The 22,150-nt window shown below is 73.7% G+C and carries 21 protein-coding genes; 16 read left to right on the top strand and 5 right to left on the bottom strand.

The annotated features are described in order from the left end of the window. Positions 1-129: 129 nt before the first annotated feature. Genes SM573_RS23140 through SM573_RS23130 form a run of 3 tightly spaced genes read left to right on the top strand, consistent with a single transcriptional unit; the run spans position 130 to position 2,944 of the window. A complete protein-coding gene (locus tag SM573_RS23140) occupies positions 130-903 on the top strand; it encodes a (Fe-S)-binding protein (protein ID WP_474610662.1) in 774 nt (257 codons plus the stop codon). Between the two features lie 17 nt (positions 904-920). Further along, positions 921-2,342, top strand: a complete 1,422-nt coding sequence (locus SM573_RS23135; RefSeq protein ID WP_474610973.1) for a lactate utilization protein B — start codon at positions 921-923, stop codon at positions 2,340-2,342. Continuing rightward, complete coding sequence (locus SM573_RS23130) at positions 2,339-2,944, top strand: LutC/YkgG family protein (protein WP_474610661.1); 606 nt, start codon at positions 2,339-2,341, stop codon at positions 2,942-2,944. Before SM573_RS23135 ends, SM573_RS23130 begins: the two co-directional genes overlap by 4 nt. 46 nt (positions 2,945-2,990) lie before the next feature. Here the strand turns inward: SM573_RS23130 and SM573_RS23125 are convergent, their stop codons facing one another. Beyond that, a complete protein-coding gene (locus tag SM573_RS23125) occupies positions 2,991-3,872 on the bottom strand; it encodes a sigma-70 family RNA polymerase sigma factor (protein ID WP_474610660.1) in 882 nt (293 codons plus the stop codon). A gap of 148 nt (positions 3,873-4,020) precedes the next feature. Between SM573_RS23125 and SM573_RS23120 the strand changes: the two genes are divergently transcribed. The 3 genes from SM573_RS23120 to SM573_RS23110 all read left to right on the top strand — a co-directional run bounded on the left by SM573_RS23120 (position 4,021) and on the right by SM573_RS23110 (position 7,516). Beyond that, the gene (locus tag SM573_RS23120) at positions 4,021-4,485 is read left to right on the top strand and encodes a carboxymuconolactone decarboxylase family protein (protein ID WP_474617037.1); all 465 of its coding nucleotides are present in this window, start codon (positions 4,021-4,023) and stop codon (positions 4,483-4,485) included. A gap of 159 nt (positions 4,486-4,644) precedes the next feature. Beyond that, a complete protein-coding gene (locus SM573_RS23115) occupies positions 4,645-6,240 on the top strand; it encodes a glycosyltransferase 87 family protein (RefSeq protein WP_474610658.1) in 1,596 nt (531 codons plus the stop codon). A 112-nt stretch (positions 6,241-6,352) separates the two neighbouring features. Continuing rightward, a complete protein-coding gene (locus tag SM573_RS23110) occupies positions 6,353-7,516 on the top strand; it encodes a CapA family protein (protein WP_474617036.1) in 1,164 nt (387 codons plus the stop codon). A gap of 36 nt (positions 7,517-7,552) precedes the next feature. Here the strand turns inward: SM573_RS23110 and SM573_RS23105 are convergent, their stop codons facing one another. Then, positions 7,553-8,314 (bottom strand): FadR/GntR family transcriptional regulator, encoded by a 762-nt coding sequence (locus SM573_RS23105; protein WP_474610656.1) that lies wholly within the window; start codon positions 8,312-8,314, stop codon positions 7,553-7,555. A 135-nt stretch (positions 8,315-8,449) separates the two neighbouring features. Here SM573_RS23105 and SM573_RS23100 point away from each other — a divergent pair, with 135 nt between their 5' ends. From SM573_RS23100 to SM573_RS23060, 9 genes are all read left to right on the top strand, one after another. Beyond that, positions 8,450-9,736: an ABC transporter substrate-binding protein gene (locus SM573_RS23100; RefSeq protein ID WP_474610655.1), complete on the top strand. Its 1,287-nt coding sequence runs from the start codon at positions 8,450-8,452 to the stop codon at positions 9,734-9,736. Positions 9,737-9,808: 72 nt separating this feature from the next. Further along, positions 9,809-10,759, top strand: a complete 951-nt coding sequence (locus tag SM573_RS23095; RefSeq protein ID WP_474610654.1) for a carbohydrate ABC transporter permease — start codon at positions 9,809-9,811, stop codon at positions 10,757-10,759. Beyond that, on the top strand, positions 10,756-11,571 hold the full coding sequence (locus tag SM573_RS23090; protein ID WP_474610653.1) for a carbohydrate ABC transporter permease: 816 nt from the start codon (positions 10,756-10,758) through the stop codon (positions 11,569-11,571). Before SM573_RS23095 ends, SM573_RS23090 begins: the two co-directional genes overlap by 4 nt. 7 nt (positions 11,572-11,578) lie before the next feature. Then, positions 11,579-12,727, top strand: coding sequence for a galactonate dehydratase (gene dgoD / locus SM573_RS23085; RefSeq protein ID WP_474610652.1), 1,149 nt, complete (start codon positions 11,579-11,581; stop codon positions 12,725-12,727). Between the two features lie 4 nt (positions 12,728-12,731). Beyond that, positions 12,732-13,358 (top strand): bifunctional 4-hydroxy-2-oxoglutarate aldolase/2-dehydro-3-deoxy-phosphogluconate aldolase, encoded by a 627-nt coding sequence (locus SM573_RS23080; protein WP_474617035.1) that lies wholly within the window; start codon positions 12,732-12,734, stop codon positions 13,356-13,358. Continuing rightward, positions 13,355-14,308, top strand: a complete 954-nt coding sequence (locus SM573_RS23075) for a sugar kinase (protein ID WP_474617034.1) — start codon at positions 13,355-13,357, stop codon at positions 14,306-14,308. The genes SM573_RS23080 and SM573_RS23075 overlap by 4 nt, the downstream gene beginning before the upstream one ends. A 34-nt stretch (positions 14,309-14,342) precedes the next feature. Then, positions 14,343-15,572 (top strand): D-mannonate dehydratase ManD, encoded by a 1,230-nt coding sequence (gene manD / locus SM573_RS23070; protein ID WP_474610649.1) that lies wholly within the window; start codon positions 14,343-14,345, stop codon positions 15,570-15,572. Beyond that, the gene (locus SM573_RS23065; RefSeq protein ID WP_474617033.1) at positions 15,562-16,107 is read left to right on the top strand and encodes a gluconokinase; all 546 of its coding nucleotides are present in this window, start codon (positions 15,562-15,564) and stop codon (positions 16,105-16,107) included. The genes manD and SM573_RS23065 overlap by 11 nt, the downstream gene beginning before the upstream one ends. Positions 16,108-16,144: 37 nt before the next feature. After that, positions 16,145-16,486: an MmcQ/YjbR family DNA-binding protein gene (locus tag SM573_RS23060; protein WP_474610647.1), complete on the top strand. Its 342-nt coding sequence runs from the start codon at positions 16,145-16,147 to the stop codon at positions 16,484-16,486. A gap of 52 nt (positions 16,487-16,538) precedes the next feature. On the opposite strand, the gene SM573_RS23055 is transcribed toward SM573_RS23060, so the two are convergent. Continuing rightward, positions 16,539-17,111: a TetR/AcrR family transcriptional regulator gene (locus SM573_RS23055; RefSeq protein WP_474610646.1), complete on the bottom strand. Its 573-nt coding sequence runs from the start codon at positions 17,109-17,111 to the stop codon at positions 16,539-16,541. 73 nt (positions 17,112-17,184) lie between these two features. Between SM573_RS23055 and SM573_RS23050 the strand changes: the two genes are divergently transcribed. Continuing rightward, positions 17,185-18,963 (top strand): ABC transporter ATP-binding protein, encoded by a 1,779-nt coding sequence (locus SM573_RS23050; RefSeq protein ID WP_474610645.1) that lies wholly within the window; start codon positions 17,185-17,187, stop codon positions 18,961-18,963. A gap of 138 nt (positions 18,964-19,101) precedes the next feature. On the opposite strand, the gene SM573_RS23045 is transcribed toward SM573_RS23050, so the two are convergent. Then, complete coding sequence (locus SM573_RS23045) at positions 19,102-20,448, bottom strand: MFS transporter (protein ID WP_474617032.1); 1,347 nt, start codon at positions 20,446-20,448, stop codon at positions 19,102-19,104. A gap of 82 nt (positions 20,449-20,530) precedes the next feature. After that, positions 20,531-21,970: a SagB/ThcOx family dehydrogenase gene (locus SM573_RS23040; RefSeq protein WP_474617031.1), complete on the bottom strand. Its 1,440-nt coding sequence runs from the start codon at positions 21,968-21,970 to the stop codon at positions 20,531-20,533. Between the last annotated feature and the right edge of the window lie 180 nt (positions 21,971-22,150).

Raw genomic sequence — 22,150 nt, 5'->3', positions numbered from 1 at the left:
GCGGGACGACGACCACCCGGCGGCGTCCCGGTGGTGGCGGGCGGGCGCCCCGACGGCGTGGCGCCGGGTGGCCGGCGGGTGGCGTGACCCGGCGTCGCGGGCCGCCGAGGCCCGGATGGGTGGTGAGACATGCGGATCGCGCTCTTCGTGACGTGTCTGGCCGACACGCTCTTTCCCGACGCGGCCACCGCGACCGTACGGCTCCTGGAGCGGCTCGGGCACGAGGTGGTCTTCCCGCCGGGGCAGACCTGCTGCGGGCAGATGCACGTCAACACCGGCTACGTGGCCGACGCGGTGCCGCTGGTGCGCCGCCACGTGGGCGCCTTCGAGCCGTACGACGTGATCGTCGCCCCGTCGGGCTCGTGCGTGGGGTCGGTGCGGCACCAGCACGCGATGGTGGCCCGCCGGGCCGGTGACGAGCGGCTGGCCGGCCGCGCCGAGGCGGTGGCGGCGCGCACGTACGAGCTGTCGGAGTTCCTCGTGGACGTGCTCGGGGTGACCGACGTGGGCGCGTACTACCCGCACCGGGTGACGTACCACCCGACCTGCCACTCGCTGCGGATGCTGCGGGTGGGCGACCGGCCGTTGCGGCTGCTGCGCGAGGTGCGCGGCCTGGACCTGGTCGAGCTGCCGCAGGCGGAGCAGTGCTGCGGCTTCGGCGGCACGTTCGCCGTGAAGAACGCGGACACCTCGACGGCGATGCTCGCGGACAAGCTGCGGCACGTCCTGTCCACCGGGGCGGACGTCTGCACCGCCGGGGACGCCTCCTGCCTCATGCACATCGGCGGGGGGCTGTCCCGGCTGCGCACCGGCGTCCGCACGGTGCACCTGGCGGAGATCCTCGCCGCGACCGAGCAGAGCGGGAGCGCCGGCGAGCCGGACCGGACGGCGGTGGGCGCGTGAGCCGGACCTTCCTCGGCATGCCGGCGACCGCGCCGCGCGGCGTCGGGCACCTGCGCGGCGACGAGCCCTTCCCGGCCGCGGCCCGGCGCAGCCTCGCCGACCCGCAGCTGCGCCGCAACCTCGGGCACGCCACCACCACGATCCGCGCCAGGTCCGGCGCGGTCGTCGGCGAGCTGGCCGACTGGGAGCAGCTGCGCGCGGCCGGTTCGGCGATCAAGGCCGACGTCCTGGCCCGCCTGCCGGAGCTGCTCGAACAGCTCGAGGCGGCCGTCGTCGCGGCCGGCGGCACGGTGCACTGGGCCGGGGACGCGGTGGAGGCCAACCGGATCGTCACCGAGCTGGTGGCGGCCACCGGCAGCGACCGGGTCATCAAGGTGAAGTCGATGGCGACCCAGGAGATCGGCCTCAACGAGGCCCTGGCGGCGGCTGGGATCACGCCGGTGGAGACCGACCTCGCCGAGCTGATCGTGCAGCTCGGCGAGGACCGGCCGAGTCACATCCTGGTGCCGGCCATCCACCGCAACCGGGCCGAGATCCGCGAGATCTTCCTGCGCGCGATGCCCGGCGTCGACCCCGCGCTCACCGACGACCCCGCCGCGCTGGCCGCCGCCGCCCGCCGTTACCTGCGGCAGACCTTCCTGACCACGCCCGTGGCCGTCTCCGGCGCCAACTTCGCCGTCGCCGAGACCGGCACCCTCGCCGTGGTCGAGTCCGAGGGCAACGGCCGCATGTGCCTCACCCTGCCCGAGACGCTGATCACCGTCATGGGTGTCGAGAAGGTGGTGCCGACCTGGCGCGACCTGGAGGTGTTCCTGCAGCTGCTGCCCCGCGCGTCCACGGGGGAGCGGATGAACCCGTACACGTCGATGTGGACCGGTGTCACCCCCGGCGACGGTCCGCGGGCGTTCCATCTCGTCCTGCTCGACAACGGGCGCAGCGCCGTCCTCGCCGACGAGGTGGGACGGCAGGCGCTGCACTGCATCCGCTGCTCGGCCTGCCTCAACGTCTGCCCCGTGTACGAGCGCGCCGGCGGGCACGCGTACGGGTCGGTCTACCCGGGCCCGATCGGCGCCGTGCTGTCGCCACAGCTCACCGGCGTGGAGGACAACGCGTCCCTGCCGTACGCCTCGACGCTCTGCGGCGCCTGCTACGACGCCTGTCCCGTGAAGATCAACATTCCGGAGCTGTTGGTGCACCTGCGCGCCGAGCACGTGGCCGCCCAGCGGCGACCGACCGCCGAGTCCGTCGCGATGGGCGCCGCAGCGTACGTCATGGACCACCCGGCGCTCTTCGCGGCGGCGCAGCGGGCCGCCCGGCTCAGCCGCCTCGCCGGCCGCCGCGGCCGGGGCGTGCCCCCGCCGCTGTCGGGCTGGACCATCGGGCGCGACCTGCCGCAACCGCCGCAGCGGTCCTTCCGCGAGTGGTGGGCCCGACGGTGAGCGGGCGCGAGGAGGTGCTGGCCCGCCTGCGGGCAGCCCGGGGCGACGCGCCGGCCGCGCCCGCCGACGTGCCGCGGGCGTACCGCCCGGCGGGCGGCCCCGCCGACCTCGACCTGCTGGTGCACCGGCTCACCGACTACCGGGCGACCGTGCACCGGTGCGCCGACCGGGAGGTCGCCACCGTCGTGGCGACCATCCTCGGTGGTCGGCGGGTCGTGGTCCCGCCGGAGCTGCCGCGACACTGGCTGCCGGCGAGCGTGGAGGCGGTGACCGACGACGGCCTCACCGCCGCGCAGCTCGCCACCGTCGACGGCGTGGTCACCGCGGCTGCCGTCGCGGTGGCCGAGACCGGCACCGTCGTCCTCGACGCCGGGCCCGACCAGGGACGGCGCGCGATCAGCCTCCTGCCGGACGTGCACGTCTGCGTGCTCCGCGCCGACCAGGTCGTGGCCGGCGTGCCGGACGCGCTGGCCCGGCTCGACGCGCGTCGTCCGCTCACCTGGATCAGCGGGCCCTCCGCCACCAGTGACATCGAGCTCAACCGGGTGGAGGGCGTGCACGGCCCGCGGAACCTGCACGTGGTGCTCCTGCCGGCGCGCTGATCGCCCCGGCCCGGCCCGGCGCCGCGACGACCGCCGTGGCGGCGGCCTACCGGGCCGCCGCGCTGTCGACGACCAGGTCGAGCGCCGCGAGCCGCTCCGGGTCGGCCACCGCGTCGATGCCGATGATCCGGTCGGTGACGACGAAGGTGAGCGCGATGCGGATCTTCCCGCCGAGCAGCACCACCGCACCCGGGACGCCGTCCACGTACGCCGGCCGCGCCCCCTGCGCCCGGCCGTTGAAGAAGGCCGCGACGGCGGCCGAGCCGCGCGCCTCCGCCGTGCCGCCCAGCGCGGCGGCGACCGCGTCGGCCCGCACCACGACGTGCGGGTCCAGCATGGAGACGAGGTCGTCGAACCGGCCCTCCCGGGAGGCGGCGAGGAACGCGTCGACGATCTGTCGCTGACGCGCCGGGTCGGTCTCGGGCGCCCGGCCGGCCTGCCGCACCCGGCGCCGCGCCCGGCTCGCGATCTGCCGTACGGCCGCGGGGCTGCGGTCGACGACAGCCGCGATCTCGTCGAAGGAGACGGCGAACATGTCGTGCAGCACGAAGACGAACCGCTCGGTGGGCGCGAGGGTGTCGAGGACGACCAGGAGCGCCCGCCCGACCGACTCGGTGAGCACGGCCTCGCGCTCCGGATCGGCGGGCTCGCCCGCCACCGGTGCGGACGCCGGGTCTCCGTCCTCCCACGGCCGCTCCGGGCGGGCCGTACGCGCCCGCAGCCGGTCGAGGCAGACCCGGCCGACGGCGGTCGTGAGCCAGCCGGGCAGGTTGTCGATCTCGTCGGCGGCGGCCCGGCTCAGCCGGAGCCAGGTGTCCTGGACGGCGTCCTCGGCCTCGGCGCCCGAGCCCAGCATGCGGTGCGCCACCGCGCGCAGGCGCGGCCGGTGCTCCTCGAAGCGCCGGGCCAGCAGGTCCACGTCGCTCACGGTCTCCCCACCCCCGTTCGCCGCCCGAGCCGGGGACGTGACGGCGACCACATCTGTCACGCGGCCGTGCCGGCGGCCGACATCCCGGTGTACGCGCGGCCGGTCGCACCGACGGACGCCGGCCAGCCTAGAGGAGAGGACGCACGACATGACCATCGAGCCCCGCATCCAGAACCCCGCCGGGCTGCTCCCCGACGCGGTGAAGGCCGTCAACCTGCTGTACAAGGCGGCGCACTCGACCGGGGTCCCCGGGAGCACGCTGGAGCTGGTGCACCTGCGGGCCAGCCAGATCAACGGGTGCAGCGCCTGCGTCGACTCGGGTGCCCGGGCCGCCCGCAAGGCGGGGGAGACCGAGGAGCGGCTCTTCGCGCTGGCCGCCTGGCGCGAGACCCCGTACTTCACCGACGCCGAGCGGGCCGCACTGGCGCTCGCGGAGGCCGCCACGCGGCTCGCGGACAAGGCCGACGCCGTGCCGGACGACATCTGGGCGGAGGCCGCCCGGCACTTCGACGAGAAGGAACTCGCGGCGATCGTGCTCTGGGTGGCGACCACCAACTTCTTCAACCGGATCAACGCCGCCACCCGCCAGCCGGCCCCGCAGAACTGGGGCTAGGCCGGCACGGCGGGCCGGGGGTGCGACGCTGTCGCCGTCCTCGCCCGGTCCGCCGGCGGCCACCGCCCGCCATCGCCGTCGCAGCCGTGCGATCGATCGGGCGGTGGGCCCGGTCGCCAGCCGCCCGTCGCCGCCTTCCGGGGGCCGTATGCTGGCCCGGTGCGGGATCGACGGGCGGCACTGCTGTGGACGGCATTCGGCCTCGTCGCGCTGGTCTCCGCGGTGCTCGTCATGCGACGCCCGGACCGCCTCTCCGACCTGCACATCTACTACGGTGCGTTGACCGACCTGCGGGCCGGGCGCCCGCTGTACGCCTACGTGGCGGAGAACGGGGGCCCGTTCACCTACCCGCCGTTCGCGGCGCTCGTGCTCTCGCCGATCACGCTCGTCCCCGAGCCGGTGCTCCAGGTGCTGTGGCTGGTGGCGACCGGCGCGGCGGTCGTCGCGGTCGCGGTGCCGGTGGGCCGCGCGCTCGCGTCCACCCGGGACCGGCGCGGCCCGGTGGTGGCGGCCGTGGCGCTGGTGCTGATGCTCTCCGCCCCGGTGCAGAGCAACCTGCGCTTCGGCCAGGTCAGCATCTTCATCGTGCTCCTGGCGCTGCTCGACGGGATGGGCGTGGTCCCCGCGCGCCTGCGCGGGGTGCTGGTCGGCGTGGCGTCGGCGATCAAGCTCACCCCGCTGCTCTTCGTCGTCTACTTCCTCGCGGTCGGGCGCTACCGCGACGCGGCCCGGGCGGCGGGCACCTTCGTGGCCTGCGCGACGCTCGCCGCCGTCGTCCTGCCCCGCGAGAGCTGGACCTACTGGGCCGGGACGATGCTGGAGACGGGTCGCATCGGCAACCTCGCGTCGCTGGGCAACCAGTCCGTGCACGGGATGCTGCTGCGGCTCGGGATCGAGGAGACGTCCCTGCCGCCGCTCTGGGCGGGTCTGGTGGGGGTGATCTGCGCGGTGGCGCTGCTGCGGGCGCGGCAGTTGGCGGCGCGGGGACGCCCCGGTCACGCGGCCGTCCTCGTCGGCTGCGCCACCGTGGCCGCGTCACCGGTCTCCTGGACGCACCACCAGGTGTGGCCGGTGCTGGCCGCGATGCTGCTCGTCGGCACCGCCGGGGTGGCCCGCCGGGTCGCCGGGGTCGCGCTGCTGGTCACGATGGTGGTGTCGCTGGGCGCGGCGCTCAGCGCCGTCTCCCTGCGCCCGGGGGTGCAGTTCCTGTTCGAGAACGCCCGGGCGCTCGGCGTCCTCACGCTCTGCCTCACCGGTTTCGGCGGGGTGGCGGTCGCCGCGGCCCGCACGAGACGCTCCGGGGCCGCCGGCCGCTCCGCCCTGCGGGTGGGGGTCACCGCCGCGGCGGCGCTGGCGTTCTTCGCCGTCCAGCCGCTGCCGGCCGGTGCCGACCCCACCTTCAAGGCGTACGCGCTGGACGACGTGACCAACCCGCGCTACTTCTTCGTCTGCCGTGGCGCGGCCGACTGCGCCGCGTACGGGGGCGACGCGCCGGTCACCTTCGGCACCCGCAGGGAGAAGACGAAGGTCCGCGTGAACGGGGTGGTCGCCGCGGGCGTGACCCGGTTGGAGTACTTCTCGGCCCCGGGCGGTCCGCCTCGCGTCGTCCCCCTGCTGGCGGCGTACCCGGGCTCTCGGGTCTTCTCCTTCCGCTCCGCCACCATGGCGCACGGACGGTTGGTCGCGTACGGGCCGGACGGGCGGCCGATCGCCGCGTTCGACGACGAGCTGGCCGCGGCCTTCGGCACCGACTAGGCCCCGCGCCCGGCGGTGTGGCGGGTGGCGGTGTCCCACCGTCCGAGCCCGCCCGGGAGCAGTTTCGGCGTTCGTCCCGCATCGCCCGCCGCAACCGGCATCATCTCCCGTTATGAGAAGAAGGTCCCTTGTGGTGGTGCTGCTCGCGGCGCTCGTCGCCGCGGGCTGCGAGGCGCCCCGGCCGGAGGCGGTCGACCCGCCGTCGCCCGCGCCGTCGGCCCCCGCCACGAGCCCCGCCCCGCCGACCACGCTCACCGTGGTGGCGGCGGGGGACCTGCTCGTGCACCCCGCGCTCAGCGAGCAGGCCGCCGCCGACGCCCGCCGGGCGGGCCGCGACGGGCACGACTTCACGAGGGTGCTGGCCGCCGTCCGCCCCCGGGTGAGCGCCGCCGACCTGGCCATCTGTCACCTGGAGACGCCGCTCGCCGAGCCGGACGGCCCGTTCACCGGTTGGCCGAACTTCAGCGTCCCGCCGCAGCTGGCCGACGCCGCCGCCTGGGCCGGGTTCGACACCTGCTCCACCGCGTCCAACCACTCCCTTGACACCGGTGTGGAGGGCATCGCCCGGACGCTGGACAATCTGGACCGCGTGGGGCTGCGGCACACCGGCACCGCCCGCTCGGCCGCCGAGGCGCGGCGTCCCCTCGTCCTGGACGTCAAGGGCGTCAAGGTCGGGCACCTGTCGTACACGTTGAGCTTCAACGACATCCCGCTGCCCGCCGGGCGACCGTGGGCGGCCAACCTGATCGACGCCGACGCCATCCGGGCCGAGGCGCGCCGGGCCCGGGAGGCCGGCGCGGAGATCGTCATCCTCTCCCTGCACTGGGGTACGGAGTACCAGCACGAGCCGAACGGTGACCAGGTGGATCTCGCCCGGGAGCTGCTGGGTTCACCGGACATCGACCTGATCGTGGGCCACCACGTGCACGTGGTGCAGCCGTTCGAGAAGGTGGCCGGCAAGTGGGTCGCGTACGGCATGGGCAACCTCACCACCCGGTTCGCCGACGGTTCGCGGGAGGAGACCCAGGACGCGGTGGTTCCCGAGTTCACCTTCACCCGCACGGCGGCGGGCCGCTGGACGGTCAGCGCGGTGACCGTGCTCCCGACCTGGATGGAGTACCGGCCGTTGGCGCGCGTGATCGACCTGACCGCGGCGGCGGCCGACCCGGCGTCGCCGGCCTGGCTTCGCGCGCGCTACGCCGCGATCGTCCGCCGGATCACCGGCCTCGTGGACCAGCGGGGCGCGTTCGCGGCGGGGCTGCGGATGCCGCACTGAGCCGGCGCCGCGCACGCGCGGCGAGGGCGGCCCGGGTCACCCCCGTGCCGGCTCGCCGGCCTGCTCCCAGAGCGACTTCATCTCGCCGAACGCCTGCTCCATCAGCTCCACCATGGCCCGTCGCGCGCGCTCGCCGTCGTGCCGCTGGATCGCCTGGGCCACCTCCGCGTGCAGCGCGAGGGCCTGCTCGTGCGGGTGGTGCGGCATGAGGTGGTGCTTGTGCCGCCCGGTGAGCACCTCGGCGACCAGGTCCTGAAGCCGCAGGAACATCTCGTTGCCGGAGGCGAGCAGCACCCGGCGGTGGAACTCGATGTCCAGGCGCAGGAAGCGGTCCTCGTCGCCGGCCTTGCCGGCGGCCCACATCTTCGCGGCCAGCCCCACGAGGTCGCTCGCCTCTTCGTGGGTCGCCCGACCGGCGGCGAGCTGCGCGGCGTGCGGCTCGACGGCGGTGCGCAGCTCGGTGATCGACCGGAGCTGGGCCATCCGGCCGGACGAGGCGAGCCGCCAGCGGATCACCTGCGGGTCGAAGACGTTCCAGGCGCTCGCCGGCCGGATCAGCACGCCGACGCGGCGGCGGGTCTCGATGAAGCCGATCGAGGCGAGGACCCGGAGCACCTCGCGGATGACCGAGCGGGAGACGGCGTACCGCTCCACCAGGTCGTCGATGTTGAGCACCGACCCGGGCGGCAGCTCGCCGCCGCAGACCGCCGTGCCGAGGTGGTCGAGGACGCGTGCGTGCAGCCCGGCCTCGACGGGGGCGGTCTCGGCGGCTGCAACCCCTGAGGAGGACCGATCCACGTCACTAATCATATCAGTTAGATCAACGCCTTGAATAAGTCTGCTTTTTCGGCCTAGCATCCCGTCGTTAAGCGGATGTAAACAGCGAGGTGGCGCCTCGCCGAGGCAGCGACCGCGACAGAAGGAGAGACAAACGTGCGACGTAGATCGATCCTCGGCACATCTCTGGCCGTGGTCGTCGCCCTGGGCCTGTCCGCCTGCGGCGGCGACGACGGCGGCGAGGGGTCCACCACCCTGCGGGTGACGCTGGTGAATCACGTGTGGACGGAGAACATCAAGGCGGCCCTGCCCGAGTTCGAGAAGCAGTCCGGCCTGAAGGTCGAGGTCACGCAGCTCGGCGAGGACCAGCTCTCCGACCAGTACAACGTGAAGCTGAACGCCGGCTCCAGCGACATCGACGTGATGATGTACCGGCCGCTGCAGGAGGGGAAGCTGTTCGCCAAGAACGCCTACCTCGCCGACCTGACCGAGCGGGCCAAGTCCGACGGCGCGTTCGAGTTCGCCGACTTCCAGCCCGGCCCCGTGCAGGCCACCACGTACGAGGACAAGGTGGTCGGCGTGCCGATCATCACCGAGCAGGAGGTCCTCTACTACCGCAAGGACCTGCTGCAGAAGTCCGGGTTCACGGCCCCGCCGAAGACGCTCGACGAGCTCAAGGCCCAGGCCGCGAAGGTCGAGGCCGACAACCCCGGCGTCGCCGGCTTCGTGGCGCGCACCGGCAAGGCCGCCGCCGTCACCCAGTTCTCCAGCTTCCTCTACAGCTTCGGCGGCGACTTCGTCGACGCCAGTGGCAAGGCGTCGGTCAACACCCCGCAGGCCAAGCAGGCGTACGCCTTCTACGGCGGCCTGCTGCACGACCACGGCCCGGAGAACATCAGCACCGACATGAGCTGGTCCGAGGCGATGGCCATCTTCACCCAGGGCAAGGCCGCCTTCTACACCGAGGCGAACTCGCTCTACAAGAACGCCACCGACCCGGCCAAGTCCAAGGTGTCCGACACCGTCGGCTTCGCGGCGTTCCCCGCCGGCCCGGCCGGCTCGAAGCCGTACAACATCCCCTCCTGGGCGCTGGGCATCAACGACGCCTCGGAGAACAAGGACAACGCCTGGAAGTTCATCCAGTGGGCGGCGGGCAAGGAGCAGGCGCTCGCGCAGCAGAAGGCCGGCGTGCCCGGCGCCCGGGCCTCCGTCTGGGCCAACCCGGAGGCCAGCTCCTCCTACCCGAAGGACCTGGCCGAGGCGACCACCGTCAGCACCGCCAACGGGATCGGCCACGACCGGCCGCTGGTCGTGAAGGTCGCGGAGGCGCGTGAGATCGTCGGCCAGCCGATCGTCGACGCGATCACCGGCAAGGACTCGTCCGCCTCGGCGGACACGGCGAACGAGGCGTTCCAGAAGTTCCTCGACGACGAGGCGAAGTAGCCCGACCGCGACGGTGGCGGGGCCGAGCGCCCCGCCACCGCCGGTCCCGGCCCCTGCGACCCCGGAGACCCCATGTCCACCGTCACCACCCCCGTCACCACATCACCCGAGGCCCGTCCGGTGCTTCCGGAGGGGTCGGCCTGGTCGCGCTGGGCCAACGCCCACCGCAAGTGGCTCTTCGCCGCGCCGGCCATGATCTTCGTCGCCGTGCTGATCGTCTTCCCGGTGGCCTGGACCGGGTACCTCAGCCTGACCGACGCCGAGGGCTCGGTACGCGCCGAGAGCGAGTTCGTCGGCATCCAGAACTACCTCGACGTGCTCGCCGACACCGACCGGTTCTGGCCGGCGGTGTGGCGTACGGTCGCCTTCACCGGTGTCGTGCTCCTGTTCGAGATCGTCCTCGGCATGGCGATCGCGCTACTGCTGTGGCGCCCGTTCCGCGGTGAGCGGTGGGTGCGCGTGGCGATCCTGCTGCCGCTGGTCGCCACCCCGGTCGCCGTCGGCATGATGTGGCGCCTGATCTTCGACCCGAACATCGGTATGGCCAACCAGCTGCTCGGCTGGGTCGGCATCGGCCCGCAGCCGTGGCTCTCCGGCCAGCACACGGCGCTGCCGACCACGATGTTCATCGACATCTGGCAGTGGACGCCGATGGTCGTGCTCATCCTGCTCGCCGGGCTGACCTCGCTCTCCGACGAGCCGCAGGAGGCCGCGCTCATCGACGGCGCCAGCACCTGGCAGCGGTTCCGGCACGTCACGCTGCCGCTGCTGATGCCCACGGTGATCGTCGCGATCCTGCTGCGGGGCATCGACGCGTTGAAGACGTTCGACATCCTCTACGCCACCAAGGGCCGCGGCGGCGGGTCGTTCCACGAGGTGGAGACCCTCAACGTGTACGCGTACGGGCTCAGCTTCGACTACAACGACTACGGCGTCTCGTCGACGGTCCTCATCATCTTCTTCCTGATCATCATCGGGGCGATGTGGGCCCTGACCTACCGCAAGAAGGGGCTGGAGCGATGAGACCGGGCCGGCCGTACAAGACCTTCCGGGCGGTGGCCATCACCCTCGTGGTGATCGTGCTGCTCGCGCCGCTGCTCTGGATGATCTCGGCGTCGTTCAAGACCAACGTCGACATCTACGACAGCGCCAAGGCGTTCGTCTTCTCGCCCACGCTGGACAACTACACGAACGTCCTCCAGCGGGCCAACTACGTCGAGTTCATCGGCAACAGCCTCTGGGTGGCGTTCGCCGCGACCGTCCTCTCGCTCATCCTCGGCGTGCCCGCCGCGTACTCGATGAGCCGGTTCAGCATGCGCCGCTCCGCCCTCGTGGTGCTCATGGCCCGGGTGATCCCCGGTGTCTCGCTCCTCGTGCCGTGGTACTACGTCTTCTCGAACCTGCGCATGGTCGGCGGGTTCTCGGTGCTCATCCTGAGCCACATGTTCGTGTCGCTGCCGTTGATCGTCTACATCATGATGGGCTACTTCGACGGGCTGCCGACCGAACTGGAGGAGGCGGCGCTCGTCGACGGGCTGACCCACATCGGCGCGTTCCGGCGCATCTCGCTGCCGCTGGCCGTGCCCGGCATCGCCACCGCCGGCATCCTGTCGTTCATCTTCTCCTGGAACAACTTCATGTTCGCCCTCGTGCTCTCCGACGCCGACACGAAGACGCTCCCGGTGGCGATCTTCGACTTCGTCGGGTACGCGAGCATCGACTGGGGTGGCCTCATGGCGGCGGCCACCGTGGTCACCCTGCCGATCATGGTGATCGCCCTGTTCGTGCAGAAGTACGTCGTCTCCGGCCTCACCGCCGGCGCCACGAAGGGTTGAGGACGTCATGACGACGATCGAACGGGTGGAGACCTTCCTCGTCGCGCCCCGCTGGCTGTTCGTCCGGGTGGAGACCGCGTCCGGCGTCGTCGGCTGGGGCGAGGCCACCTGCGAGGGCCGGTCGGAGACCGTCCGCACCGCCGTCGAGCAGCTCAGCGAGCTGCTCGTCGGCCGGGACGCGCTGCGCATCGAGGACCACTGGCAGGTGATGACCAAGTCCGCGTTCTACCGGGGCGGGCCGATCCTCGCCAGCGCCGTCGCCGGGCTCGACCAGGCGCTCTGGGACATCGCGGGCAAGCACTTCGGCGCCCCCGTGCACCAGTTGCTCGGCGGGCCGGTGCGCGACCGCATCCGGGTCTACGGCTGGGTCGGCGGCGACGAGCCCGCCGAGGTGCGCGACCACATCGCCGCCGCCGTCGAGTCGGGCCTCACCGCGGTGAAGATGAACGCGTCCGGGCGGATGAGCCCGGTCGCCTCGGTCGCCGAGATCGACCAGGTGGTGCGGCGGGTGGCCGCCGCGCGCGAGGTGCTCGGCGAGGAGCGGGACGTCGCGGTCGACTTCCACGGCCGGTTCACCCTCGCCAACTCCCGCCGCATCGCCCCGCTGCTCGAGCCGTACCGGCCGTTCTTCCTCGAGGAGCCGGTGGTCCCGGAGAACTCCCACCTGATCGGTGAGTTCGTCCGTGCCACCAGCACGCCGGTCTCCACCGGCGAGCGGCTCTACAACCGGCAGGAGTTCCTGCCCGTGCTCCAGGCCGGCATCGCGGTCGCCCAGCCGGACCTCTCGCACGCCGGCGGCATCACCGAGGTGCGCAAGATCGCCGCGCTGGCGGAGGCGTACGACGTGCAGCTCGCCCCGCACTGCCCGCTCGGTCCGATCGCCCTGGCCGCCTGTCTCCAGGTCGGGTTCGCCACGACGAACTACCTGATCCAGGAGCAGAGCATCGGCATCCACTACAACCTCGGCGCCGAGGTGCTCGACTACTGCCTCGACAAGACCCCGTTGACGTTCGTCGACGGGTACGTCGAGCGGCTGCGGGCACCCGGCCTCGGTATCGAGATCGACGAGCACGCGGTGCGTACCGCGGACAAGCGCGGCCACGCCTGGCGCAGCCCGACCTGGCGGCACCGCGACGGCTCCTATGCGGAATGGTGAACCCATGATCCTCAACCTCACCGCCGAACTCCGGGCGGCCCGCATCCTCGCCGTCATCCGCGGCACCTCCACGGCCGGTGCCATCGCCGCCGGCACCGCCCTGCTGGAGGAGGGCGTACGCATCGTCGAGGTCGCCCTCACCACGCCGGACGCCCCCCGCGCCGTCGCGGCGCTGCGCGCGGCCGCCCCCGCCGGCTCGCTGGTCGGCGCGGGTACCGTCCTCACCGCCGCCGACGTCGCGGACGTGGTCGCCGCGGGCGCGCAGTTCGTGGTGACCCCGGCCGTGGTGGAGTCCATCGCCGAGGCGGCCCGCCGCGACCTCCCGGTCGCCGCGGGGGCGTTCACCCCGACGGAGGCGTACACCGCCGTGCGGATGGGCGCCTCGGCGGTCAAGCTGTTCCCGGCGTCGGTGGGCGGGCCCGCGTACCTCAGGGCGGTCCGCGACCCGTTCCCGGACATCCCGTTCGTGGCGGTCGGCGGGGTCGGCCTGGCCGACGTGCCGGGCTACCTCGCGGCGGGCGCCATCGCGGTCGGTGTCGGTGGGCCGCTGGTCGGTGACGCCGCCTCCGGCGGTGACCTCGACGCCCTGCGGGAGCGGGCGCGCACCTACCTCGCGGCGGTGGCGGCATGAGCGCCGTGGACCTGCTCACCTTCGGCGAGGCGATGGTGTCGATGCGGGCGGCCGGGCCGCTCGCCGTCGGGGGAACGCTGAGCATGCACCTGGCCGGCGCCGAGTCCAACGTGGCCGTCGGGGTGGCCCGGCTGGGCCACCGCGCGGCCTGGGTGGGGCGGGTCAGCACCGACGAGTTCGGCGAGTTCGTGCTGCGCCAACTGCGGGCCGAGGGCGTCGCCGTCGACGGGGTCACCCGGGACGCCGAGCGGCAGACCGGCCTCATGTTCCTGGAGCACCGCTCCGCCGACCTCACCCGGGTGCAGTACTACCGGGCCGGCTCGGCGGGCTCGGCCATCGGCGTGGAGGACGTGAAGGCGTCCCTCGCCGCCGGGGCGCGGATGCTGCACCTGACCGGCATCACCCCGGCGCTCTCCGACAGTGCGCGAGAGGCGACCCGGTGGGCGGCCGAGACCGCCTCGGCGGCCGGGATCCCGGTCTGCCTCGACGTCAACTACCGCGCCCGCCTCTGGTCGCGGGAGGCGGCCCGGGAGGTGCTCACCCCGCTGGCCGCGCACGCCTCGATCGTGATCGCCTCCGCCGACGAGCTGGACCTGGTCGGCGAGCCGGGAGCGGACGAGGCGGTCGTGGTGGCCGACCTGCTCCGGCGCGGGGTGGAGACCGTGCTGGTCAAGCTGGGCGCCGACGGCGCCCGGGCACACACCGCCGACGGCGTGGAGCACAGCGGCGTGCTCCGGGTCACCGCCGTCGACACCGTCGGGGCGGGGGACGCGTTCACCGCCGGCTACCTCTCGGGCTGGTTCGACGGTCTGGACCTGGCCGGCCGGTTGCGGCGGGCGGCCACCCTGGGCGCCTTCGCGGTCTCCACGCGGGGCGACTGCGAGGGTCTGCCGCGCCGCGCCGAACTCTCCCTCCTCGACGGTCACGAGGCGGGCAGCGTCCTCCGCTAGCCGCCGTACCACCTGCAGAAAGGCACCACCCCTCGTGAAGATCGTTGCTGCCGACGTCATCGTCACCAGCCCGGACCGCAACTTCGTCACCCTGAAGATCACCACCGACGAGGGGCTCACCGGCCTGGGCGACGGCACCCTCAACGGCCGGGAGCTGAGCGTCGCGTCGTACCTGCGCGACCACGTCGTCCCGCTGCTCATCGGGCGGGACCCGCACCGCATCGAGGACACCTGGCAGTTCCTCTACCGCTCGGCGTACTGGCGGCGCGGGCCGGTCACCATGGCGGCCATCGCCGCCGTGGACGTCGCCCTGTGGGACATCAAGGCCAAGGCCGCCGGGATGCCGCTCTACCAGCTGCTGGGCGGCGCGTCCCGCACGGGCATCATGGCGTACGGACACGCCTCCGGCCGCGACCTGCCGGAGCTGTTCGACTCGATCCGCCGCCACCTCGACGAGGGCTTCAAGTCGATCCGCGTGCAGACCTCCGTGCCGGGCATCAACGCCGTCTACGGCGTGGCCGCCCAGCCCAGTGTGGACGGCAAGCGGTACGACTACGAGCCGGCGCAGCGCACCCCGCTGCCCGCCGAGGAGGACTGGGACACCCGCTCCTACCTGCGTCACCTCCCCGGCGTCTTCGAGGCCGTACGCAACGAGTTCGGCCCGGAGCTGCCGCTGCTGCACGACGGTCACCACCGGATGACGCCGATCCAGGCGGCCAAGCTGGGCAAGGCCCTCGAGCCGTACGACCTGTTCTGGCTGGAGGACTGCACCCCGGCGGAGAACCAGGAGGCGCTTCGGCTGGTGCGGCAGCACACGACCACGCCGCTCGCCATCGGCGAGGTCTTCAACACCGTGTGGGACTACCAGACGCTCATCCGGGAGCAGCTGATCGACTACGTCCGCTCCGCGGTCACCCACACCGGCGGCATCACCGCGATGCGCAAGCTGCTCGACTTCGCCGCCCAGTACCAGATCAAGTCGGGCATCCACGGCCCCACCGACATCTCCCCGGTGGGCATGGCCGCCGCCCTGCACCTGGACCTCGCGATCCACAACTTCGGCATCCAGGAGTACATGCGGCACGGCGCGCTCACCAACGAGGTGTTCCGGCAGTCGTTCACCTTCACCGACGGCTACCTGCACCCGGGAGAGCAGCCCGGCCTCGGCGTCGAGCTCGACGAGGCGGCCGCCGCCACGTTCCCGTACGTGCCGGCCTACCTCCCGTTCAACCGGCTCAAGGACGGCACGGTCCATGACTGGTGAGCACCACCCGACCCGGCACGTGGTGGTGATGGGCGTCTCCGGCGCCGGCAAGACCACCGTGGCCCGGGGGATCGGCGCGGCGACCGGGTGGTTGTTCGCCGAGGCGGACGAGTTCCACACGGCGACGAACGTCGCGCGGATGCGGGCCGGGGTGCCGCTGGACGACGCCGCCCGCTGGCCGTGGCTGCGCGACCTGGCCGACTGGATGGCCGCCCGCAGCGCGGAGGGCCGGTCGACGGTGCTGGCCTGCTCGGCGCTGCGCCGCTCGTACCGCGACGTGCTGCGTCAGGGGCCGCCCGGCGTGGACTTCGTGCACCTCGACGGGGCAGCGGAGGTCATCCGGGACCGGATGGCCCGGCGCACGGGCCACTTCATGCCGGCGAGCCTGCTCGAGTCGCAGCTCGCCACGTTGGAGCCGGCCGAGCCGGACGAGTCCGTGCTGGTGCTCGACGTGTCGCTGCGCCCGGAGGAGCTGGTGGCGGCCGCGATCGAGGGCCTCGGGCTGCCCACCGTGAGCCCGGTGGGGGAGCGGTAGCAGCAGGACTGTCGGTGGCGGTCGCTACGGTGCTGCCGTGGTGACCGTCGCCGACGTCCGGGCCCTGGCCCGCACGCTGCCCCGCACCAGCGAGCACCTGATCCACGACCGGGTGAAGTTCCGGGTCGGGTCGATCGTCTACGTGGCGTTCAGTCGTGACGAGACGACGATGGGGTTCGGCTACCCGAAGGAGGAGCGCGACGCCCTCGTCGCGGCCGAGCCGGACGTGTTCTTCCTGCCGCGCCCGTCCGACCTGCGGTTCCACTGGGTCTGCTGCCACCTGGCCCGGCTCGACCACGACCACATGACCGAGCTGGTGACCGAGGCGTGGCGGATGGTCGTGCCGAAGTTCCTGGCCCGGCAACGGCTGGGCGGGTGAGGCGCCTCCCGGCCGGTGCCGGCGGCGTGGCGGCCACCGCCAGGCGGCGCGGTCAGGCAGCCCTGACGGCGATCGCGCCGTCGACGGTGCGCAGGACGAGGCGCAGCACCTCGTGTCGCGACGCGCCCGTCTCGGCCCGGTAGGACCAGCCGGCGTAGAGCTGTGACCAGATGAGGCTCTGCACCCAGTCGGCGGGCAGCTCGGGATCGATCGTGCCGTCCCGGTGGCCGCGTTCGACCATCGCGGCGAAGTCCGGGTCGCAGCCGACGGGCTCGCCGCAGGTGGGGTCGGCCGAGACCAGCTCGCTGGCGAAGAGCAGCGACAGCACGCTGCCCAGGTCGAAATACTCCGCGCAGAGGCGGCGGACGGCGGACGCTCCCGTGCCGTCGGTCATCCGCGCCGCGGCGGTGGCCCGGTCCAGCCGGGCGCTGGCCTCGGCGCTCACCGCCTTGATCAGGTCGGACCGCTCGGTGAAGTAGCGGTGCAGGGTGGTGCGACCCACCTCGGCGGCGGCGGCGATGTCGCCGAGGGACGCCGCCGGGTTCCGGCCGAGCACCTCGATCGCCGCGTCGATGATGGCCTGCCGGGTCCGCGCCCGGCTGCCGGTCACCTGCGCCTCCGTCACCGGAGAAGGATAGCAACGCGCTGATACGACAAACAGGTTGCCCGAAACGGAACAGCGATGTTCCAATCGGGTCATGCCGTCCACCACGACGTCCCTGCCGCGCCTGCGGGTGCTCCTGTCCTTCCTCGCCCCGCACCGGGCCACGATGGTCCTCGGCCTCGTGCTGGGCCTCGCCGCCAACGCGGCCGGGCTCGCCACGCCGATGGTGACCAAGTGGGTCCTCGACACCCTCGGCTCCGGTGAGCCGATGACCCGCCCGATCGGGGTCCTCCTCGCTCTCGTCGTCGTCGGCGCGGCCATCTCCCTGTGGCAGTGGCGGCTCCTCGGCACCCTCGCCGAGCAGATCGTGCTCGACGCGCGCACCGCCATGATCGGCCGCTACTTCCGCGCCCGCGTCGGTGACCTGAACCGCCGGCCCGGCGGCGAGCTGGTCACCCGGGTCACCTCGGACGCCGCCCTGCTGCACCAGGCGTCCGGCAGCATCGTCGGCCTGGTGAACAGCGCCATCGCGCTGGTCGGCACGCTCGTGCTGATGGGTGTGCTCGACCTCTTCCTGCTCGGCTGCACCATCGCGGCGGTGGTCGTCGTCGCGGCGATCATGGGGGCGCTCCTGCCGTCGATCGGGAAGGCGACCACGGCCGCGCAGGAGTCGGTGGGCCGGCTGGGCGGGACGCTGGAGGGCGCGATCCGCGCGATCCGGACGGTCAAGGCCAGCCGCGCCGAGGCGCGGTTGAGTGAGCGCGTCGTCTCCGAGGCGCGGGACGCGGCGGCGCACAGCGTACGCGCGGCGCGGGTCACGGCGTCCGTCTGGACGATCGCCTGGACGGGCATCCAACTGGCCGTCATCGCGATCCTCGGCATCGGCGCCTGGCGTGCCGACCGGGGCCTGCTGGAGATCTCCAGCCTGATCGCCTTCCTGCTCTACACCTTCCAGCTCATGGGGCCCATCACCGAGCTGACCCAGAACGTCACGGCGTTGCAGGCCGGCATCGCGGCGGCCGGCCGGATCCGCGAGGTCGACGCGATCGGCGTCGAGGCCGCCGCCCCGGTCGCCGCGCCGCTGCCGGGGCACCGGCCGGCCGTCGACGCCGACCAGCCGATCCTCGCCTTCCGGGGCGTCACGGCCCGCTACGGCCCGGACGCCCCACCCGCCGTACGCGGGATCGACCTGGAGATCCCCCGTCGGGGGCACACCGCCGTCGTCGGGCCCTCCGGCGCCGGCAAGACGACCCTCTTCTCCCTCATCCTCCGCTTCCTCGAACCGGAGCAGGGCCAGCTGCTGCTCGACGGTCGCCCCTACCGCGGCTACACCCACGACCAGATCCGCGCCCGGCTCGCGTACGTCGAGCAGGAGACCCCGGTCGTGCCCGGCACCATCCGCGACAACCTGCGCTTCGCCCACCCCGACGCCACCGACGCCGAGATCCGGGAGGTGCTGCGCGCCGTCCAGCTGGACGAGAAGGTCGACTCGCTGCCGGACGGGCTGGACACGCCGCTGGCGTCCTCGGAGGTCTCCGGCGGGCAGCGGCAGCGCATCGCGCTCGCCCGCGCCATGCTGCGCACCCCGGACGTCCTGCTGCTCGACGAGGCGACCGCCCAGCTCGACGGCCTCACCGAGGCAGCCCTGCACGAGTGCATCCGGCAGCGCGCCGCGGCGGGCGCCGTGGTCACCATCGCCCACCGGCTCTCCACCGTGCTCGACGCGGACCGGATCATCGTGCTGGAGCACGGCCGCATCCGGGCCCAGGGCACGCACGGCGAACTGCTCGCCGCCGACGAGCTCTACCGCAGGCTGGTGCAGGCCCTGCGGATCGCCGCCGACCAGGACGTGACCGCCGCCGCCGTGCCGTGACGACGCCGGGACCGGCCGGTCCCGCGTCACCGGCCGAGCGGCCCGTCCGTGTGCCGCCGGTCCGTGTGCCGCCGGTCCGCGCGTCGCGGTCGTGGCGCCCGGCCGGTTCCGTGCGGCGCGGCCGCCCGCGGCGGTGCGTCAGGGCCGGGCGGCCGGCGTGACCGGCGTCGGCTGTGGCCGATCGCCGTCGGCCGGCCACCGGCGGCCGTGCTGCCAGTAGCCGTGGATCTCCTCCAGCGTCCGGCCGCGGGTCTCGGGCGCGTAGCGCAGGATGAACAACCAGGCCAGGACGGTCACGCCGGCCAGCAGCCCGAAGGTGGCCGCACCGCCCAGGACCGTGAACGCGCTGAGGAAGAACTGCGCCAACAGGAGGTTGGCCAGCAGGTTCGGCAGCAGCATGGCCGTGGTGCCGGCGCTGCGCAGCCGGTCGTCGTACCCCTCGGCCGCGTACACCCAGATGAGCGCGCCGAAGCCGCTGTTGAAACCGATCGCGAAGACGACCAGGCCGAGCAGGCCGGCGAGTGGCGCCCGGCCGCCCGTGGCGAACGTGACGGCGAGCAGGGCGTGGCCCGCCGTCATCACGCCGGTGCCGATCAGCAGTGTCGCCCGCCGGCCCAGGCGGTCCACGGTGAACGTCGAGCCCAGCGCCGCGAGCAGGCCCGCGACCTGGATGAGCGCGGGCACCACGAGGAGCGCGAAGTAGCCCTCGTACCCCATTCCCTGGAAAATCCGGGGACTGAAGTTGCCGACCGCGCTGACGCCGGTCATCTGCGCGAAGAACCCGAGGGTGAGGACGAAGGCGGTCACCGGGCGGTAGCGGGGGCCGAGCAGCTCGCGCAGCACGGGGAAACCGCCCCGGCCGACGGCCCCGGTTGACCGACGGGTGGCCCGTACCCGCTCCCCGTGCGGCGTCTCGGGCACTGGCGCCAGGACCGCGACGACGACCGCCGCGAGCACCGCCGACCCCCACAGCATGATCCGCCAGCTCCGGCTCTCCGCCAGGCCGTAGGAGACGAGCAGCGCGGTGGCGATCCCGGTCACGGTCGCGACCTGGTAGAGGACGCCGATCCGCCCCCGGGCCGCCGCCGAGGCGGACTCGGCGATGAAGATCGGTGTCACCACCAGGATCACGCCCATGCCGACGCCGAGCAGCAGCCGGGTGGCGTCCAGCCACACCAGGTGCGCCACCACCGGCGACGCGGCGGCCACCAGCGCGAACCCGATGGCCGTCAGGAGCAGCGTGCGTGTGCGGCCGTGCCGGTCGGCCAGGCGCGCCGCGGCCAGCGTGCCCAGGATCAGGCCCACCGCCGGGCTGGCGTGCAGCGTGCCCTGTTGCGTCGTGGACAGGCCCAGGTCGGCGGTCACGAAGAGCTGCGCTCCGGCCATCACGCCGCCGTCGTAGCCGTAGGTGAGACCGAGCGCCACGACGACCAGCGCGAGGTACCTGTCCCGGGCCCGGCTCGGGGGCTGGATGGTGCTCGACACGGTCCTCCTCAGCCCGCGGGCGTGCTGCTGTCCGCGCGAGTGAACCACGAGGGTCCGACACCGGCCCGCCGGGGCGGTGCGGTCATGCCTCGCCGAGGCGGGGGACCACCGGACGGACCTCCACCGGCGCACCCGGCCGGCCACCGGGACGGGACGCGTACTCCGGCACGCCCACGCAGGTGAACAGGAGCGCCGCGAGGTCGCCGGGCGCGCCCAGCAGGCCGGGCACCTCCGAGTCCAGGAAGGTCATGCCCGAGGCGCTCGCGCCCAGCGCGTACGCCGCCAGGTGCAGCCGGCCCTCGACGAGCCCGGCCGCGAGCTGCGCGTCCCGGTAGGTGCGGTCGTCGAGCGCGGTCACGGGGGTGGCCGCGACGACGACGTAGGCCGCGTCCGCCGCCAGCGACTGGTCGAGGCAGACGCGGAGCAGCTCGCCGCGCAGCTCCGCCGCCCGCACCGGGCTCGACAGGTCGGGCCACCGGTAGACGCCCGGCGCCACGCCGTCGACCCCGTGCACCGCGACCCAGTGCGGCACCGTCACGCCGCGCAGGGCGGCCGCCAGCGGCCACTCCAGCAGCCGGCGCGGCAGGGTGCGCGACCGGTCCATGCGCCGCTGCGAACCCCGCCGGAGCACCACCTCGTCGAGGGAGTCGGACGGCGGCGCGTCCGGCAGCGCCGGGGCGGCCGGCCAGGGTGCGCCGAGGACGTCCCGCTCGCCGGCGCGCTGCGCGGCGGTGCAGAGCGGCAGCTCGACCGGGGGCAGCTCGCCGGCCGTCGCCGGGCCGGCCGGCTCGATCGCGGGGTTGCCGTCGCCCAGCGAGAGCAGGGCCAGTGGATATTCGTGCACCCCGTCGGCGCCCACGAGCCGGCGCACGGTGGCGTCGGGGAAGAGCGAACGCAGCCTCGGCGCGAGGCCGGCGCTCGCCGCGGCGGCCGTGAGCTGGGAGAGCAGCGTGCCCGCGTCCCAGTAGAGGTGCCGCCAGCCGCGCTCGGCGTAGCGCCACCCGGTCCGCCACGGCACGCCGGTGACGACGAGCGTGGTCACGTCCCCGTGGGCGGCGGGGGCGACCTGGACCAGCGCGTGGCGCACCGGGTCGTACCAGTGCACGCCGTCCGGGACCCCGGCCACGCCGCGGGTGCTCGCGTACAGCTCCAGGGGGAACCGGCCCCCGGCCGACCCGGCGGCGCGGAAGATGACCGAGCGGCCGTTGCGCACGGCGGTGCGGACGACGCCGGCGCCGAGGAACAGCACCCGGCCGAGCTGCGCGGCGTCGAGGGGCTGCGCGTCGGCGGCGACACCCGCCAGGACGGCCGTGGCGGGGACCGCGGGATCGGGCAGGTCGCGCGGCAGGGGAACCACGGGCAGCCCGTCGGGGTAGCCCTTCAACGGCGGCGGCAGCGTCGCGGGATCGTTCGGGACCAGGTCGTGGCGAACCCGTGGGTCGTCCACGGGCACGTCCCACTCGCGGTCCGGAGCGTACGAGGTCAGGCGGTGCAGCAGCCCGGCACCGGATTCGAGATCCACCCGGCCATCGTGCCAGTGCCCGGCCCCGGGGGGCGGTCCCGGGGCGGGCGACGGCCCCGCGTACGCCTGTGAGCTGGGGCACGTTCCGCTCCGGGGGGAATGAGATCGTCCGCCAGCGATTTGGTGGCAGGTGTGATCGCTACATGGAAGCCCGCCCCGGTACGCCGCGCCCGACAGGGA

It is taken from the genome of Micromonospora xinjiangensis, assembly GCF_056150165.1.
This window is presented reverse-complemented; position numbering and strand designations above follow the sequence as displayed.